Below are 15,945 nucleotides of genomic sequence, written 5' to 3'. Positions count from 1 at the left end.
ATGATGTTATGAAAGCGAAGTTAATTGCTATTGCACTGGCTGGGCTGTTAGGCGCGGGAACCATCGGAACCGCTGCCGCTATCGGTAATGGTGTTGTGGTCTACGATCCGACCAGCCTTGCTAAAACGCTTGAGGAAATGGCAAACCAGCTCGACCAACTGAAGCAGCAGCTGGCAACCCAAAAAGCGACATATGAGAGCCTGGCAAAGACAACCAATATTGGGGATTTGCTGGATACATCAACAAGCAGCCTGGCTAATAACCTTCCTGACGACTGGCAGAAAGTTTATAGCGATGCCATGAACTCATCATCGTCTGTGACTGGATCAGTCAATTCAATGATGAACAAAGTAAACAATGAAATTGACGATTTAAGCCCTGCTGATGCGCTGAAACTGATGAATCAACGCCTATCAGAGAAAGGTGCTTACGACCGTGTTGTAGCTGAAAAAGCCTATAACAATCAGATGCAAGAATTAAGTGATATGCAAGCACTAACTGATCAGATTTCCACAACTAAAGATGTAAAGGAAGTTGCTGATCTTCAGGCTCGCATTCAAACCGCGCAAGGCGCAATCCAGGGCGAGCAGGCCAAATTAAATCTGATGTCTATGCTGCAAGATGCTCAAGATAAAATATATGAGCAGCAAAGAGAAAGAGCCGTTAGACGTAATAACTACGGCATTAACAATGAAATAAACCCAGCTCCTATGAACTAAGGAATTATAAAATGAAAAAATATACATATTCAGCTCTGTTTTTAATTTCGGCCACATTACTTTCTGGCTGTAAGCCTGAGCACGATAAAGATTGGTACAAATCTCATGACAAGGAGCGAACCGAAAAGGTTGCGGAGTGCAAAAAACAAGCCGAACAAAATCAGGATGCAGACTGTAAAAATGCAATGGATGCAAAAGTTGAAATAAACCTTTATGGGCGTGAAGGTAAAACCAAAGATCCAGCTGAACTGTTAAAGGTTCAGTAAGGGGGAATAATGAGTGGCTTCACAGTCGTAACTACATTATTTGACACCATTGATAAAGTATTAGATTCAGCGGTGGCATCTAATGTATCAACTCTTATATCGGAAGCCACTCCTGTAGTGGCTATTTTCCTGACCATATCGCTTATGGTTAGGGGTGTTTACTCTGCACTTAACCCCGGAGGTGGGGAACCTTTATCAGAGTTAATAAGGCAGTACGTCACAATAGCCATCATCCTTAGTTTTGCAACTGCGGGTGGGTTATATCAATCCGATATATTGGGGTTAATTCAGACGTTACCCGATACCCTTGCTACCAAACTTCAGGGGCTTAACTCCACCCCTTATACTGGTATTGCTGGATTAATCGATGGTGCAACTACAAATTGTATTGAAGCGATTAAAACACAATTCGATGGCGCGGGTATATCGGCCAATGGATTAATGAGTTTGGTAATAGGGATAATTCTTCTTATCGCAACCATCGCGATAACAGGGCTTGGGGCTGGATTCGTATTGATGGCAAAAGTATTGCTTTATGTTGTCTTGAGTTTAGGGCCTCTAGCAATTTTCTGTTTGCTGTGGAAGCCAACCGCAGGTGTTTTCTCTAGATGGGTCGGGAATGTCATAAATTACAGCTTGGTTATTGTAATTCTAGCCCTTGTATTTGGGTTGTTAATGACTTTATTCGCCAACATGATTTCTGGGTTTATTAATGGTGATGGGGTCTTTGACGCATTAAGTACGGTGTTGGGCATGTGTCTGCTGACCGTAGTTGCCGTATTGGTTTTGTTCCAGGTGCCGCAAGTCGCTTCCAGCTTCGGGGCTGGCATACATGCACATATAGGGGACGCAGCCAGGGCCGCGATGATGTCGGGAAGCACGATGGGGAGAATGAGCAACATCCTCGCTAACGGTATTGGTGGGAAGTCCGGTAGTCCGGGAGGGGGCAGTGGGGCCAATCCTACAGCAAACTCCAGTAATAGCGGTTCCGGTCTGACAGGAAAGGCGCGTGGTAGCCGGGGAAAAGCAGCATAAATAAACAAAAGTCGTTGAAATTGCAATTTCACGGATATAAGATAATAGAACGCAATGGACAAATGAGGTCGAAACTATGCGCGCAATCGTACTTTTAGGGGTGTTGTTGTTAGGGGCATGTTCCAGCAGTTTCAAGCCACCGCCGGAGCCGGACTGGAGCCACACCGTACCAGTCAATAAAACGCTTCCAGTAGATACACAGGGATAAGGTGGTTGTTATGAGAGAGAAAAAGAAAGGGCTGACCAAAGAGGCCATCAAAGAGTTCAACGAAAGCCGTAAAGGGCTGGAAGTGGACGTCATGAACGAAGTGTTATCTTCACGCCGCACGGCGTGGATAGTCGCTGCGGTCGCATCCGTTGTGGCTGTCGTCGCAATCGGTAATGCTACTTTTGTGAATTACCGTTATAGCCAGCCAATACCGCCGTTCCTGTTGACGCTGAACCCCAGCAATCACGAGGTATCACAGGTTAAGCTGACGCGTGACGATGCCACCTATGGCGACGAAATTGATAAGTATTTCCTTACTCAATACGTTATCCACCGTGAATCCTACGATTTTTATTCCCTGCAAGTGGACTATGACGCAGTAGGTTTAATGTCCACGCCGAACGTGGCGGAAGCCTACCTTTCCCGGTTCAAGGGCAAGCAGGGGATTGATAAGGTCCTGGGTGACAGCGAGACAACGCGGGTAAGCATCAACTCAACCATTCTCGATAGAGAGCATGGCGTGGCGACCATTCGCTTTACGACCGTTCGCCGCTCTCGTAGCAATAATTTTGACGATCCACCGAAGCGCTGGATTGCCATCCTGGGCTACGAGTACAAATCGCTGGCTATGAACGCCTCGCAGCGCTACATCAACCCGCTCGGCTTCCGCGTCACCAGTTACCGCGTTAACCCTGAGTCGAACTGAGGACTGTACTATGAAAAAAGTAGTCTTATCCGCAGTGATCGCAATGGCGCTGGCCGGGACCACATTCAACGCAGCGGCGCTTCAAGCGCCGAAAAGTTCACCGTATGACTTCCGTATCAAAACGGTAGTTTATAACCCGGTCGATGTGGTGCGAATTGATGCGGTAGCGGGCCTGTTTACGCATATCGTCGTTTCCCCGGATGAAAGCTATATCACTCACGCTTTCGGTGATTCTGCTGGCTGGATTTTCTCACATAAACTTAATCACTATTTCGTGAAACCTAAGACCGAAATGAGTGATACCAACCTGACCATCGTTACTGATAAGCGGTCTTATAACATCGTGCTGCACTATATCGGCGAGACGACAACAAAGAACGCTGACGGCACAGAGACAAAATCGTTTATCAAAACGCCGTGGTCAATGAAGCAGGCCACGCTTCAGCTGACTTATGAGTATCCGTTTGACGAGCAGAAAAAAGCCTCCAGTGTGGCCGAGAAAAAGCGCCTGACGGAGAAGCTACGGGAGTCTGCTTTCGCTGGCCCTAAAAACTACCAGTACGAAATGAGCGACGAGCCGGAAATGGCAGATATTCAGCCGATCCATGTTTGGGATAACTACCGTTTCACGCGCTTTGAGTTCCCGGAAAACGCCGATTTACCGCAGGTTTATTACATATCGTCCAGCGGCAAAGAGACGCTCCCTAACTGCCGTCCGGTTGGTGAACATAACAACATACTGGAATGCCAGAACGTAGCGAAAGAATGGCGTGTAAGGCTTGGCTGGACAAAAGTTGTTGGTATTAAAAATATCAACTACGTGCCATCAGCTGGCGCAATTTCTACTGGCACAGCCTCCCCGGATGTAAGAAGGGTGCAAAAAGGAGGGGATAACTAATGGCCCGTAAAGTCGATATTGATAGCGAGCTGGATAACAACAACAGCTTCAACGATGAACGTGGGGGAATGCCCGCACAGAAACGCCGCACCGCTCCAGGTCTAAAAGCCTTTATTGCTGTTCTGGCTATCCTCGCCATGTGCTTCGTTGGCGTCACTATTTACACGCACACACGCAAAGCGCCGGACACGGCCAAAGCTGACAGCGGTAATAAAAATGATGGGGTTAGCAGCCTGCCTAACTACCAGTTCAACACTAACCCGAACGTTGGCGGGGCTGCGGCCCCTGACGCTAATCAGAAGGCTATGCAGGATAAAGCCAGAGCGGAATATGAAGCCAGCCATAGCAACGCGGGCCGGGCCAGTAACGGGAAGAAGCAGCTGACACCGGAAGAAGTCGCCATGCAGCGCCGTCTTGATGGCGATCTTTCCGGCGAGCAGGGCGGTAGCCAGACTCCGGCCAAAAAAGAGCAGCAAAGCGACGAAGGCAGCGATGGCAGCAGCGCGTTAGCAAAAGAGCTTACACCTGCCCGTCTGAAAGGCAGCAGAGCGGGCGTAATGCAGAACATGAGCATGACCATTGCGAAAGGGACAATGATACCGTGTGGCACGTCTACAGAGCTGGATACGACCGTTCCCGGCATGGTGTCCTGTCGTGTGACGCGTGATGTGTACTCCCTCGATGGGTTGGTGAAACTGATCGATAAAGGCGCATTTGTTACGGGCCAGATGAACGGTGGTCTCAAAAATGGTCAGGCCCGCGTCTTTGTGCTGTGGGAACGAGTGGTAAACCCGGATGGCACATTCGTTAATCTGGATAGCGCCGGGACCAACTCTCTCGGTAGTTCTGGCGTTCCCGGACAGGTTGATTCCCACTTTTGGGATCGCTTTGAAGGGGCAGTGTTCATTTCCGTTCTGTCTGATACGCTCCAGGCTGGCGTGGCCGCAGCTCAAAACGGCAATAATATCCAGTTTAGTAATACACAAAACAACTCGCAGGAACTGGCCTCTGAAGCACTGAGAGCCACGATTAACATCCCGCCAACACTCTACGACCAGCAGGGCGACGCAATCAGTATCTACGTCGTTCGTGACCTCGATTTCAGTGATATTTACTCACTGGCAGACAACTAATCAACGTGGGCCGGAAGGCCCACTGTTCTTTGTAGCAGGAGACAACGTACATGAACCAATCATCGGCTTATTACCAACTGGGGCCGCTGCGGGAGTATTTCGAAGATCCGGGCGTATTTGAAATCCGTATCAACCGTTATAACGAAGTGGTCTGTGACACATTCGAAGGCCGCAAAATTATCCAGAACGACAGCATTACCGGCGCGTTTATCGACAATCTGACCGCAGCATTAACCAGCGCCAATGACGTTAAGCGCCAGATGATTAATGATGTGGTGTTACCGGATGGCTCCAGGGGAATTATCTGTTTACCGCCTGCGGTGATCGATAACACTGCCGCTATCGCTTTTCGTAAAAATATCGCGCTGGATAAAGACCTGGCGACGTTAAGCCAGGAAGGTATCTTTGAGTTTTGCCGGGAAATTGACAGCCATAAGCGCGAGCTGGACGACGACGATCTCCTACTGAAAGAGTTATACCGGGCTAAACGCCGGGAAGAATTTTTACTTACTGCGGTACGGAAAAAGCGAACCGTTGTCGTTGTGGGAGAAACCGGATCAGGGAAAACGGTACTCACCCGCGCCCTGCTCAAAGCCATTAGCCCACAGGAACGCGTGATAATCATGGAGGATGCTCACGAGGTTGAAGCTACCCACCTGGAGGAAGCCGTTTATATGAAATATGGCGGTAAAGATAAACCCGGTCTGGCTACGCCGACGCAGTGCCTTAAAGCCTGTATGCGCCTGACACCAGATCGTATCTTCATGACAGAGCTGAGGGATGATGCTGCATGGGATTACCTTCAGGCGTTAAATACCGGACACCCTGGCGGCTTAACCTCCACACATGCTAACTCGGCGATGGATGCCTTCACCCGTATAGGGTTGATGGTTAAAGCTACCGAAGTGGGCCGTATGCTGGATATTTCTGACATTATGCGCCTGCTGCACTCCACTATTGATGTGGTCGTTTTCATGGCGAAAAGGAAGATTCGCGAAATCTACTATTCGCCAGAATATAAGTATGAGTGCATGAATGGAGGGATAAAGTGAGAAAAGGAGCAGTCATATTCCTGACGGGCCTTCTGGCCCTTTCCTCCCTGCCCTCGATGGCCGCCGATTCGCCATCGGTACAGGTAGGGTTTTCTCCTGAAGGTAGCGCTCAAACGCTGGTAATTGGCGCTATCGACTCCGCGCAATCCTCGATCCGAATGATGGCTTATAGCTTCACTGCAATGGATATAATGCAGGCTCTTGTCAAAGCTAAAAATCGCGGTGTCGATGTGAAAATCGTTATCGACGAACGCGGCAATCGTAATGACGTAAGCCACCGGGCGATGAAGTACATTGCGAAAAACGAGATCCCGCTGCGGGTGGATAGCGACTTTCCTATCCAGCACGACAAGGTGATGATTATTGATGAACGGTCAGTTCAGACGGGCAGCTTCAACTACACCAAAGCAGCAGAATCAAAAAACTCGGAAAACGCGGTGGTGATCTGGAACATGCCCCAGCTGGCAAAACCTTATCTTGAGCACTGGCAGGACCGCTGGCAGCGCGGGAAGGATTACCAGCCATAACGACAAGGCGGCGAAAGTCGCCTTTTTCCAAAGGCTCCGCCCCTCCTGACGAGCTTCAAAAAAAAGCTACAAGTCAGAAGTAGGCGAAACCCGACACAGCTTAGAGATCAGCCGCCTTTCGTTGGCATCGCTCCCCCTGGTTACGTCCTGTGTTCCTGTCATATCGTTTACCGAAACCTGACCGCCTTTAGCCCATTCGGGCAACGTGGCGCTTTCTCATAGCTCACGCTGTAGGGTTCTCGGCTCGACTTAGACAGTTCGCTCCAACGCTGCGGGTTTTAACCAGACTCCCCGTCTCCCGCTGCCGTTACGCCTGACTATGACAAACACACGATTTCCAGTTCGTCAGGCGCGACAAATCGCCGCCATTGGTAACAGCCTGTGCGGTAACGTGGTTCAATTAGGGGAATGGGTCTTGAATTTCAGCCATGACGACTGCTACACTACGTTTGAATCTCGGTGACTGTGTTCCCCTAAGAACCAGTTACCAGGTGATAAGAGCACCAACTCTGTATCACCCGAAGAAACCACCTTGCCGGGTGGTTTTTTCGTTTCTGAGCAAGAGAGTACAGGATCTTCAGAGGATCGATCAACGATCTTTAGATCCTTCCACTAATAGCCGCCCTATCTCAAACACCGCCGCTGACCTCCCCGACTTCACCGCTTCGGCTTTCTGGCCGTCAACAAACCAGTGATTACCGTCCGTTCGGACCAGCTCAAACAGCCAGGACATATCGTAAACGTGCTCCGGGATCAGCGTCCCTTCCCCGGCCAGAATGCCCGCCGTTATGGAATGGTTGCCGCCGCGCACAAAGCCAATGCGCCAGGGCAACCACAGGTCAACATAGTGGTTAATTTTATCCTGCTTCCACGGCCTGCCCTTATGGGTTCCAATGCGTGAAACGTTATCGATATAGCGTGGCAGGCTCCAGGGCCACGGCAGCACCATGTCACTTGCCAGCGACAACGGATAATCAGCGCCGTCCAGCTCGCCCTCTTTCATCTTCTCGTAAGATTGCACCTGGATAAGCCCCTCAAAGAAGAACTCCTGCGGGGTCATATCCGGGCGGGCATCAGTCCCTTCTTCGGCCACCGCCAGCAGGAAATCACTCTGTACTGGCCGCACGATAGCGCGAAGGAGATCAGGCAGCGCCTTAACGGGTAATTTTTCGGCCACCGAAAGCAGGTGATCGAAGCGATTTTTTTCATTGCCGGCAGCGGCTTTTTCTTTCTTATTTCGGTTCCAGAACATCACAGGCCGTAGCCCTCCTTGTCGTGGTCATGTTGATGATTTTCGTGCTCATGCTGCGGTAGTTCCACATCACGCGCACGTTCATATTCTTCATACGTGCTGTAGTCCTGCATGTCGCCATAGTCCGGGCCTTCATCAGCATACCGTTCATAGTCGTGATAGGGGTTCGCCTCCATTTCCGGTGTGGCTTCTTGCCTCTGCTCGTACCGGATAGCTGCGTTGACTTCCTCCTGCTCACGCTGGCGCAAATCCTGAGACGTGCTTTCAGTACCTGAAGTATCAGGACCATCATGCGCGGCTTCTGTCGCATTTTTCATGGTGTTTTCCTTCTCTCCGGTTTGTTGGCCAGCATCATGGCCATAGCTTTTTGTCTGTTGGCCATCGTCATGGCCATAGCTCCGGTTTACGTCTTTGTAGCGTTCCTCCATCCCCAAAAAGCGGTCTATTTCGCTGGCCGTGGTCTTAGGACTGTTGCGGCTGGCGCTGCTCAACAAACGGCCTTTATCATCGGTGAAAATCTCGACTTCATGACGGGCGCGGGAGATCCCAACGTAAAAGACGTCTTTGGAAGTCGTCAGCGAACGGGTATCGATGTTAAACAACACACGGTCGCAGGTAAGCCCCTGCGCTTTATGGACGGTCGTTGCATAGGCATACGAAAGATAGGCGGCTTGCTTCCGGTCCAGCTCGATTTCCCGGCCCTTCGCGTTGGTCAGCGTAAACGTGCCTTTCTCGGTGGTTCCGGTCACGGTGAAGCGGTCGCCGTTCGCCACATCCAGCGTCTTATCGTTACGCGTCACCATCACTTTATCGCCCACGGCCAGCTCGGCGGCCACGCTGGTATAAACAGACAAATTTTTATGGGTACGTGGGCTGAAGCTGATTTTCTGGCCGTCGCTCCCGGCCACGGTCAGCAGGTTCCCCGGACCAGTATCCAGTACCCGGTAAGACTCGCCCCGCTGAAGCCCGTTTTTATAGTCTTTTTCGGGGATAATAATTTGCCCTGCCTGGTAGTATTTACTGTCCCGGCGTTCGGCCTGCGTGGAGTCAACACGCTCCAGAAAATTCACCTCCACGCCCTTTCCTTGCAGTTGCAAAGCCTCCCGAATCTGGCTGTTGAGGATTACCCTTGATTCGTTTGTGCCGGAAATAATCAGCGTACCTTCGCGCTGCTCCGGGGAGAATGACAGCCAGCGATTAGCTACAGCCTCCAGTCGCTTATCCTGGTCCTTCTCTGCGCTAATATTGCTGAGTCGGGCCAGCGAGCCGGATATGTGGCCCTCTGCGGCCAGCTTCACCGCCTCAAGCAACACGTCATTTTTCTGGCGCTGAATATCCTTCATGTAGCTGGTCTGCATTCCGGCGCTGATCAGCTGTTCAAATGGCTTGCCCGCCTCTACGGCTTTTGTCTGTGAGGTGTCGCCCAGGAATACCGCTCTGGCCCCGGCCTTCTCGATGGTTTCCATCAGCACCTTCATCTGTCTGGCCGGAATCACGCCCGCTTCATCGATAAAGACCACGCTTTTCTCGTCTATCTTTTTGTCCTTTGCCTTCACGAAAGCGGCAACGGTACGGGCGGGCATACCTTCATCTTCCAGGGATTTTTTCTGCGTACCATAGGGAGCCAGTGCGGTGACGTTAAAGCCCTGCGACTCCAGAACGGCCTTCGCGCTCATGGTCATATAGCTTTTCCCGGTTCCGGCGAAGCCGTGGGCCGCCACAAAGCGATCTGTCGTGGTGCAAATATCTACGACGCTTTTCTGCTGCTCGGCCTTCAGGGTTTTGCCGACCAGCTGCGCGGTAACTTGCTCGCTTGTCAGCGCGGCGATCACCTTGCCCCGACCGCGAGCCTCAATATTCAGCACCGCTTTCTCTACCCGGATACCTTCAACGGTCGTTACCCGATGGCTGGTCTTTTTCAGACGGCCAGACTTGATGCCTTCAGCAACTAATGACTTCGCCTGGTTGTTGTTCATCCCTTTTTTGTCGGTCAGCTGCGCCTGCCATTCCGCTTTCGTCATGGCTGGTAGCGGTGGCGCGTCTTTGCTTCTCTGGTCAGTCGTGGTGGTGTATCGCGCTTCACCTTCGATAATGGCCCCCTTTGCCACAGCGCGATAATAGGCGGCTTCAATATCCTGCTTTGATGCCTGGCCGATAGCCTTTTTATTTGCCACGGCCAGCAATCGGGACTGGTCAAAAGACGCATCGCGCTCTGAAAGAGATTTAAGCGCAAACTGGATCGCCCGGTCGGCTTTTACCTCCGGGCTGGTGAAGTTAGGAACGGTATTCATTGAAGTTTGCGGGCCGTCCTTGCCTTTGCCAGACCAGGACAGATCATTGAAGTCTATCCCCAGCTCGTTAGCCCGATTAACCCACTCTTTATGAATATCTTCACGCGAATAGTCGTCTGTTTTTTTGTCGCGGGTCGCCATCGATACCCGGCTTTTGGTCTGTGCGTCTGCGGTTTCGCGGGTCAGCCCCATAGCCGCCAGCCCTTCTTCTATCTGAGTAGAACGCCGCGAGAATCCACGGATTTGTTCATCCGTAAAGTGCGCCATATCAAAGGTATTATTTTTGTTGTTATAGCGCAGCTCATACCCGGCCTTTGTCAGCTCCAGCGCCAGCTCTTGCTTATAGACATCCCCCAGGTGCATCTTGGCCCGCATCAGTTCATCGTTTTTAAGTGCCCGCCATTGACCATCCCCGCGCTGTGTCATGTTCATGACAAAGGCGTGGGTATGCAGCTCCGGGTCAAGGGCGCGTGATGTTTCATGCCGGAAGGAAGCAACAACCAGATTACCGGTATTCTGCGTAATGGTTTTCCCTGCGTGGGTCGTGCGGGCCTGAGCCAGCTTTTCCGCTTCCTGGACGGCAGCGGCAACCGCTTTTTCATGGGCGGCGATAATAGCCTTATCGCCGTGGATCAGCGCCTGCATCGATACGCCTTTAGGCGCGGAAAATGTGAGGTCGTATCCCAGCCGTTCTTTCGTCGCGTCACCGCTGGAGCGCTTCATCTGTGTAAAAGGGTCAATCTCCCCGACAAGCAGTTCTTTGAAGCGCTGGGAACTGACCTCGCCGGAAAGGCCCAGCGCTTCAGCACCCTGACCATGCCACGCGGTAAAGCTGCTGTCTTTGCTGTAGTAATCGTCTTTTGCATCAGCGTAGTAGCCTACAACTGACGCAATATCGATACGGGTGATAGTCGTAATATCAAGCATGGCGCTACCTCATGATGATGCCCGGAACCGGGTTCTTACGCGTGTATTGCACATGTTTAGTCTTGAACTTGCCGACAGGCAGATCACCAGGGAAATAGACGTATCCAGTGAGGTTTTTCAGCTCTGATATTTCCGTAGGAGTAACGGCTCTGACGGTGCGCGTTTCGATGCGTGGCCTGTTACCAATGCCCGCCTGGAATGGGTTGCCTTGTTTATGTTCCACTTCGCCCTCAATCTCGCCCAATGCGCGGGACATTTGCTCAAGGGTTTCTTTACCTAATCGACTGCTACCCATGACGATGCCGGAACGCATACTTCCCAGCAGTGTTTCCGCTATGTTGATGCCGTAGCGCTCAATCAGCTGAGAGTACGTCTGGTAGCCCGCCCATACAGACGCGCCGCTTTTGCGGCCCTTAGTCAGTAAATCCTGTAGGTTTGGCAGATATTCCAGTGATTCCAGCTCGTCGATAAAAAACAACGTGCGTTGGTCGCGCTTACCCATACCCAGCAGGCTTGAAAACATAATATCCAGCCAGCATGAGATCAGCGGATTGAGGCTCTTTTTCATCTGCTCCTGCCAGGTGATAAACAACGTGCCGGGTTTATCATCTTCCAGCCAGTCACGCAGCGAGAAATCGCCTGCGGGCATCTTCAGGTGTGGGGCTAATTTGTCACCCAGGACAAAACGGGCGCTCCCGGTGGCCCTTTCAGCGCCTTTGATAAACAGGGCTTCCGCAGGTGTACCTTTCACAAACTCTTTTAATTTTTCATTCTCAACAATGGTACACCAGTGCATGACTTCTTCCATTGTTGGGCTACGTTTAAGCGTGAGTAACTTCTTTGATACCTCACGATAAATAAGACGACCATATCTATACCATTCCTCTGCTGAACGCTCCTTACTTTCCTGAATAATAGATACAGCATAGAGATCATAGTCAAAGTCATCGCGTATCTCGTTGAACATTGACCAGCCGGGAGAACGTTTATCATAGGGGCTAAGAATCACATCACCGGGACGATAAAACGTCTCAACATATTCGCCATTTGGATCAAGAACAATACGCTTATCCGTGCCTCTTTTCAGGCTTGAATATATAGCTTCCTTGATAATCGTTGATTTACCTGTACCAGTAGCCCCGCCGATTGAAAAATGAAGAGTCTCATATTCAGTAGGCACAGGAACACCTGCAACCGTTAATTGCTTATGACCACGCTCTTTTGTTTTCTCGGCTAAAGATGAAGCTCTTACTAATTTAGTGCCACGGAGTACGCGTTTAAAACGTGGTCCTTTATACACCCGACCCTTATCGTAAATAATGAATCCTATAAAGCCACACAAACCTATAACTGCACCTGCAATAATCGCCACCCATAACGGCCACAGGTTGAACGTGTTTTTTAGCAAATAGGGGACAAGGTAGTGAGCCGTTTCGCTATTAATACCATAAACAAACTTTGCAGTAATAAACCACACAAAGGGTATCGGTCCCAGCAGCGAGCATAAAAATATAAGTCCTCTTTCTTGTTCTGTCATTATTCCTTCCTCTCTTGTTTACTTTCCCATACCTTGTATCCGTTACGTTCCAGCTCTCCCCAGGCGGATTTCATATTGGCCGGGGTCGCCATCGAACGCAGCAGGATCACCGTCTCGATTGCCAGGGATTCGTGCAGCATCATCTGACCTGGAGGCGGCAACTTGAGTTGTGACAGCTGCTTGACCAGACCTTTCAGCTCCGAGGAAAACGCGCTCATGTCTGTCTCTGATACCTGGTCAAACAGAATATCGAGGCGTCGATTTACTTCGTTTATCTGTTCCGTAACCTGACTCAATCCACCTATCCGGCCACCTGATCCGGCCAACAAACAACGGCGCATATAGTCCGATCTGTTCGTTCCGGCCAGCCTGTCGATAAGCTCTTTTTCTTCGTCCGTTACCTTGCATGTGATGATCGGCATCATGTCCTCAACTGGTGATTTTTCGTGTTCAATCTGGCGGTAGTTTAACCGCATGAGGTAAGTATTAACAAAGTAATACCTACATTTCCATATAAACCATGCTCTTATGCTGTTTTTTTAATACCTTTTTAATACCCGAAATCCTCAATATTGCATTTTTTGTTTTTTAAATCAGTTAGTTAGTGCGATTTATCGCACTGCGTTAGGTGTATAGCAGGTTAAGGGCTAAAAAATAATCAGTTTGGTGGGAGCGATCTACGGAGGTTAAGGGGTATTTTGGTGAAAAAGCGTTCAATACCCCGGTATTCATGCTTGCATGAATACCCATACACCACAAATACACCACTATTACGTCAATTCATGGTTGACATTACACCACAATTACATCACTCTTACGTCATGGGATAGTTGATGCGACACAAATACATCACTATTACATCAAAAATACATCATTCTACATGAGGGTACTATGAAGCCCAAAAGCATCAGGGCAGCAATTCAGATGATGTTGCCGGAAGTAGAAGAAATGCTGTCGCTGGGAGTCTCCAGAGAGGAGGTTTTCAAGGCGGTATCTGAACGCTTCGGCCTGGAGAATGTGAACGTCCGAAGTTTTGATACTGCCCTGTATCGGGCCAGGCAAAACCGGGCGAAACATACCGCCCCTGATTCTGTATTGCACAATACAGAATCAGCCGGAGCCAGTGAGCAACAAAAGAAACCTGTATTGCACAATACAGAAAAACCCGCGAAGTCTGAGCAGGTGAAAAAAGATGTATTGCACAATACACAAAGTGCGACCGAGGGAGACGAAACGAAACAGTCACCGGGTATCATCGGAAAGGAATTTTTTGACGAGGCAAGAGCCGAGTTCGATCCTAATGAGTTCATCAAAAAATATTGAGGTGTGCAATGAAAGTAGCGGTTATTAATTACAGTGGCAGCGTTGGCAAAACTTTAGTTTCAACTTACCTTCTCGCCCCGCGCCTGAAAGATGCGAAATTTTTCGCGGTCGAAACCATTAACCAGTCTGCGTCTGATTTAGGGATTGAAAACGTCACCAGTTTTAAAGGTGATGATTTTTCCCGTCTGATTGAGGATGTGGTTTTTGAAGATGCAGCGATTATTGATATTGGCGCGTCAAACGTGGAACCGTTTTTAATGGCAATGTCCCGCTTCGATGGCGGCGCAAATGAATTTGATATGTATTTCATTCCGGTAACACCGGAAGATAAAGCCATCAAAGAAAGTATGAAAACGGCGCACACGTTAAGCAAGGCTGGCGTGGATAACAAAAAGATTATCTTTGTTCCAAACCGCGTTAATCCGGGTGATGATGTTGAAAATGTTTTCAGCCCGATTTTCGACTTCGTGAAGCAAACTAAAGTAGGCCGCATTAATAAAAACTCTGCGATCTATAATAGTGAGGTGTACGAATATCTTGCACACCATAAAATTTCGTTTGAAACGCTGACCGCTGAAGATGCGGAAGAATTTAAAGCCCGCGCTAAAGCATCAGCTGACGCAGACGAACGCCGCAAAATGGCGCGTCGTTATACTTACATGAAACAGGCTATTCCGGTTAAAAGTAACCTGGATAAAACATTCTCCCTGTTAATCGGAGATTAAGCATGGATAAGCAGCCCGATAAATTAGACGTATTGATGGACTGGTTTTTGGGAGACGCGAAGGAAATTGTAGAAGCCATGAAGCAAGTGAAGGTTGAACAAGCCGACATGCTTCAGCAGCTGGGCGAACTCAAAAGCGCACTTGAATTGACGGCAGACGATTCGAGAGCGGAAATCATCGGCAGCCTGAGAGACATACAGGCAGCGATGAAGGAGGAAAACAAAGCGCGGTCAGACTTCCTGACGCGCTGGCAATCACTCCAGCACAACAACGCCAGCACCATCGTTAACCGCGTCGTGATCATGACGGCTGTTTGTTCCATCGTCGGCGCGGCCATTGGCGCGGCTCTGACCTTACTGATCCTGAAGTAACCACAAGGCCGGACTCCCGGCCTTTTCTCTTTTCTCAATCGTGACAGTCACGGTGATAAATATGGACAAAACAGAACGCGAGAGGATGTTAGCCAGACGGCGGCAAGCCCGCCGCCGCGAACGGTTACGCGCTGAAGGTGTTAGCGTGACAGTCACGCTAACGCACGATGAAGCCGCGCAGCTGGAAGAACTACGGCAGGTACGCCGGATGGGTAAACAACCCTATTCACCAAATGAGTTTTTCCAGCTGCTGCTGATCCGCAACTGGCAACAGTGGGAGAAAGAAAAAGCCGCGCTGGGTACATGCCAGCACTGCGGAAAATCAAAATCCGGTGGCGGCTGCGGCGGGGAGTTTCAAAAGGAAACATACCAATGCTGGCTGGCGCAGGACGCAAACGCGCTTAACCTTTAGTGTATTGTGCAATACAGAAAAGCCCGGTTAATACCGGGCTTTGTCGTTGTCGGAAGGCTTATTTTTTTTCCTGCTGCAACAGGTAATCAATCTTTGCTGCAAGCGCGTATGTTGACGGGAACGCGCCTTTTGTTCGCTGGTTAGGTAACTGATTGAAGGCCATCAGGCAGGCTTCGAGAAGGTAGGTTTTCTGGCTCTCCAGCTCTGCTTTCAGCTGGGACGGTGTTGTGACTTGTGTCATTAGGTTTACTCCTGATAAGTGCCGCTTTGGGCTGTATTGCCCGGCTTTCACCGGGCGGGGTGTTTATAGCTCAATCAGGCCGGGATATGGCAATAGGCCAGCTCGCGATGCAGGTCATTTTCAAAACCTGTCTCATAGTCCCACGCTCGCCAGACAAGGCGACCATCCACAACCTGGCGGATCTCGATTTGCTCGCTATCGTAGCGGTCTGTATTGGCTACTTCGACGGTTATTGTAGGGGTGTTGTATTCGCGAATAATTGCAGCGATATGTTGTTTCATTGGGGACTCCGTAGGTTGCCGCTTTGGGCTGTGTTACCGGG

General features: G+C 50.1%; 19 protein-coding genes. 13 read left to right on the top strand and 6 right to left on the bottom strand.

What is annotated here, in order from left to right; translation table 11 throughout:
- Window positions 1–8: 8 nt before the first annotated feature.
- The 9 genes from ACERY3_RS24980 (at window position 9) to ACERY3_RS24940 (ending at window position 6,544) form a co-directional block, all read left to right on the top strand.
- Entirely contained in the window at window positions 9–719 is a 711-nt protein-coding gene (locus tag ACERY3_RS24980; RefSeq protein ID WP_373226761.1) for a type IV secretion system protein, read from the top strand.
- Between the two features lie 11 nt (window positions 720–730).
- Window positions 731–985 carry an EexN family lipoprotein gene (locus ACERY3_RS24975; protein ID WP_158115808.1) on the top strand — a complete coding sequence of 85 codons (255 nt, stop codon included), beginning with the start codon at window positions 731–733 and terminating at the stop codon, window positions 983–985.
- Between the two features lie 9 nt (window positions 986–994).
- Entirely contained in the window at window positions 995–2,020 is a 1,026-nt protein-coding gene (locus ACERY3_RS24970) for a type IV secretion system protein (RefSeq protein WP_373226760.1), read from the top strand.
- A gap of 76 nt (window positions 2,021–2,096) precedes the next feature.
- Window positions 2,097–2,228, top strand: coding sequence for a hypothetical protein (locus ACERY3_RS24965; RefSeq protein WP_032493177.1), 132 nt, complete (start codon window positions 2,097–2,099; stop codon window positions 2,226–2,228).
- A 10-nt stretch (window positions 2,229–2,238) separates the two neighbouring features.
- On the top strand, window positions 2,239–2,934 hold the full coding sequence (locus ACERY3_RS24960) for a type IV secretion system protein (RefSeq protein WP_001208352.1): 696 nt from the start codon (window positions 2,239–2,241) through the stop codon (window positions 2,932–2,934).
- A 10-nt stretch (window positions 2,935–2,944) separates the two neighbouring features.
- Entirely contained in the window at window positions 2,945–3,832 is an 888-nt protein-coding gene (locus ACERY3_RS24955) for a TrbG/VirB9 family P-type conjugative transfer protein (RefSeq protein ID WP_000758230.1), read from the top strand.
- Complete coding sequence (virB10, locus tag ACERY3_RS24950) at window positions 3,832–4,965, top strand: type IV secretion system protein VirB10 (RefSeq protein WP_373226759.1); 1,134 nt, start codon at window positions 3,832–3,834, stop codon at window positions 4,963–4,965. The genes ACERY3_RS24955 and virB10 overlap by 1 nt, the downstream gene beginning before the upstream one ends.
- A 50-nt stretch (window positions 4,966–5,015) precedes the next feature.
- A complete protein-coding gene (locus tag ACERY3_RS24945) occupies window positions 5,016–6,017 on the top strand; it encodes an ATPase, T2SS/T4P/T4SS family (protein WP_079897003.1) in 1,002 nt (333 codons plus the stop codon).
- Window positions 6,018–6,073: 56 nt separating this feature from the next.
- Window positions 6,074–6,544: a phospholipase D family protein gene (locus tag ACERY3_RS24940; RefSeq protein ID WP_373226766.1), complete on the top strand. Its 471-nt coding sequence runs from the start codon at window positions 6,074–6,076 to the stop codon at window positions 6,542–6,544.
- Window positions 6,545–7,133: 589 nt separating this feature from the next.
- On the opposite strand, the gene ACERY3_RS24935 is transcribed toward ACERY3_RS24940, so the two are convergent.
- The 4 genes from ACERY3_RS24935 to ACERY3_RS24920 are packed head-to-tail and all read right to left on the bottom strand — an operon-like array spanning window position 7,134 to window position 12,976.
- Window positions 7,134–7,799 carry a DUF6710 family protein gene (locus ACERY3_RS24935; RefSeq protein ID WP_079897005.1) on the bottom strand — a complete coding sequence of 222 codons (666 nt, stop codon included), beginning with the start codon at window positions 7,797–7,799 and terminating at the stop codon, window positions 7,134–7,136.
- The gene (gene mobF / locus ACERY3_RS24930; RefSeq protein WP_373226758.1) at window positions 7,796–11,014 is read right to left on the bottom strand and encodes a MobF family relaxase; all 3,219 of its coding nucleotides are present in this window, start codon (window positions 11,012–11,014) and stop codon (window positions 7,796–7,798) included. Before mobF ends, ACERY3_RS24935 begins: the two co-directional genes overlap by 4 nt.
- Window positions 11,015–11,018: 4 nt before the next feature.
- Window positions 11,019–12,551: a type IV secretion system DNA-binding domain-containing protein gene (locus ACERY3_RS24925; RefSeq protein WP_000139145.1), complete on the bottom strand. Its 1,533-nt coding sequence runs from the start codon at window positions 12,549–12,551 to the stop codon at window positions 11,019–11,021.
- Window positions 12,551–12,976, bottom strand: a complete 426-nt coding sequence (locus tag ACERY3_RS24920) for a traK protein (RefSeq protein WP_225247941.1) — start codon at window positions 12,974–12,976, stop codon at window positions 12,551–12,553. The genes ACERY3_RS24925 and ACERY3_RS24920 overlap by 1 nt, the downstream gene beginning before the upstream one ends.
- Before the next feature lie 466 nt (window positions 12,977–13,442).
- Between ACERY3_RS24920 and stbA the strand changes: the two genes are divergently transcribed.
- The 4 genes from stbA to ACERY3_RS24900 all read left to right on the top strand — a co-directional run bounded on the left by stbA (window position 13,443) and on the right by ACERY3_RS24900 (window position 15,382).
- A complete protein-coding gene (gene stbA, locus ACERY3_RS24915) occupies window positions 13,443–13,874 on the top strand; it encodes a plasmid stabilization protein StbA (RefSeq protein ID WP_029697170.1) in 432 nt (143 codons plus the stop codon).
- 8 nt (window positions 13,875–13,882) lie between these two features.
- The gene (stbB, locus tag ACERY3_RS24910; RefSeq protein ID WP_000861579.1) at window positions 13,883–14,599 is read left to right on the top strand and encodes a StbB family protein; all 717 of its coding nucleotides are present in this window, start codon (window positions 13,883–13,885) and stop codon (window positions 14,597–14,599) included.
- 2 nt (window positions 14,600–14,601) lie between these two features.
- The gene (gene stbC, locus ACERY3_RS24905; RefSeq protein WP_000360828.1) at window positions 14,602–14,970 is read left to right on the top strand and encodes a plasmid stabilization protein StbC; all 369 of its coding nucleotides are present in this window, start codon (window positions 14,602–14,604) and stop codon (window positions 14,968–14,970) included.
- A 145-nt stretch (window positions 14,971–15,115) separates the two neighbouring features.
- Window positions 15,116–15,382, top strand: a complete 267-nt coding sequence (locus ACERY3_RS24900) for a hypothetical protein (RefSeq protein ID WP_373226757.1) — start codon at window positions 15,116–15,118, stop codon at window positions 15,380–15,382.
- A gap of 58 nt (window positions 15,383–15,440) precedes the next feature.
- Here the strand turns inward: ACERY3_RS24900 and ACERY3_RS24895 are convergent, their stop codons facing one another.
- The gene (locus ACERY3_RS24895) at window positions 15,441–15,623 is read right to left on the bottom strand and encodes a hypothetical protein (protein WP_014014960.1); all 183 of its coding nucleotides are present in this window, start codon (window positions 15,621–15,623) and stop codon (window positions 15,441–15,443) included.
- Between the two features lie 74 nt (window positions 15,624–15,697).
- The gene (locus ACERY3_RS24890; protein WP_032493183.1) at window positions 15,698–15,904 is read right to left on the bottom strand and encodes a DUF905 family protein; all 207 of its coding nucleotides are present in this window, start codon (window positions 15,902–15,904) and stop codon (window positions 15,698–15,700) included.
- Between the last annotated feature and the right edge of the window lie 41 nt (window positions 15,905–15,945).

The organism is Enterobacter cloacae complex sp. ESBL7, from assembly GCF_041679625.1.
Taxonomy (GTDB): Bacteria; Pseudomonadota; Gammaproteobacteria; order Enterobacterales; family Enterobacteriaceae; genus Enterobacter; species Enterobacter asburiae_B.
This window is presented reverse-complemented; position numbering and strand designations above follow the sequence as displayed.

Excerpts from the sequence above, each read along its gene's own strand:
- ACERY3_RS24980 (WP_373226761.1), top strand. The coding sequence starts at position 9 with ATGAAAGCGAAGTTAATTGCTATTGCACTGGCTGGGCTGTTAGGCGCG.
- ACERY3_RS24975 (WP_158115808.1), top strand. The coding sequence starts at position 731 with ATGAAAAAATATACATATTCAGCTCTGTTTTTAATTTCGGCCACATTA.
- ACERY3_RS24970 (WP_373226760.1), top strand. The coding sequence starts at position 995 with ATGAGTGGCTTCACAGTCGTAACTACATTATTTGACACCATTGATAAA.
- ACERY3_RS24965 (WP_032493177.1), top strand. The coding sequence starts at position 2,097 with ATGCGCGCAATCGTACTTTTAGGGGTGTTGTTGTTAGGGGCATGTTCC.
- ACERY3_RS24960 (WP_001208352.1), top strand. The coding sequence starts at position 2,239 with ATGAGAGAGAAAAAGAAAGGGCTGACCAAAGAGGCCATCAAAGAGTTC.
- ACERY3_RS24955 (WP_000758230.1), top strand. The coding sequence starts at position 2,945 with ATGAAAAAAGTAGTCTTATCCGCAGTGATCGCAATGGCGCTGGCCGGG.
- virB10 (WP_373226759.1), top strand. The coding sequence starts at position 3,832 with ATGGCCCGTAAAGTCGATATTGATAGCGAGCTGGATAACAACAACAGC.
- ACERY3_RS24945 (WP_079897003.1), top strand. The coding sequence starts at position 5,016 with ATGAACCAATCATCGGCTTATTACCAACTGGGGCCGCTGCGGGAGTAT.
- ACERY3_RS24940 (WP_373226766.1), top strand. The coding sequence starts at position 6,074 with ATGGCCGCCGATTCGCCATCGGTACAGGTAGGGTTTTCTCCTGAAGGT.
- mobF (WP_373226758.1), bottom strand. The coding sequence starts at position 11,014 with ATGCTTGATATTACGACTATCACCCGTATCGATATTGCGTCAGTTGTA.
- ACERY3_RS24925 (WP_000139145.1), bottom strand. The coding sequence starts at position 12,551 with ATGACAGAACAAGAAAGAGGACTTATATTTTTATGCTCGCTGCTGGGA.
- ACERY3_RS24920 (WP_225247941.1), bottom strand. The coding sequence starts at position 12,976 with ATGATGCCGATCATCACATGCAAGGTAACGGACGAAGAAAAAGAGCTT.
- stbA (WP_029697170.1), top strand. The coding sequence starts at position 13,443 with ATGAAGCCCAAAAGCATCAGGGCAGCAATTCAGATGATGTTGCCGGAA.
- stbB (WP_000861579.1), top strand. The coding sequence starts at position 13,883 with ATGAAAGTAGCGGTTATTAATTACAGTGGCAGCGTTGGCAAAACTTTA.
- stbC (WP_000360828.1), top strand. The coding sequence starts at position 14,602 with ATGGATAAGCAGCCCGATAAATTAGACGTATTGATGGACTGGTTTTTG.
- ACERY3_RS24895 (WP_014014960.1), bottom strand. The coding sequence starts at position 15,623 with ATGACACAAGTCACAACACCGTCCCAGCTGAAAGCAGAGCTGGAGAGC.
- ACERY3_RS24890 (WP_032493183.1), bottom strand. The coding sequence starts at position 15,904 with ATGAAACAACATATCGCTGCAATTATTCGCGAATACAACACCCCTACA.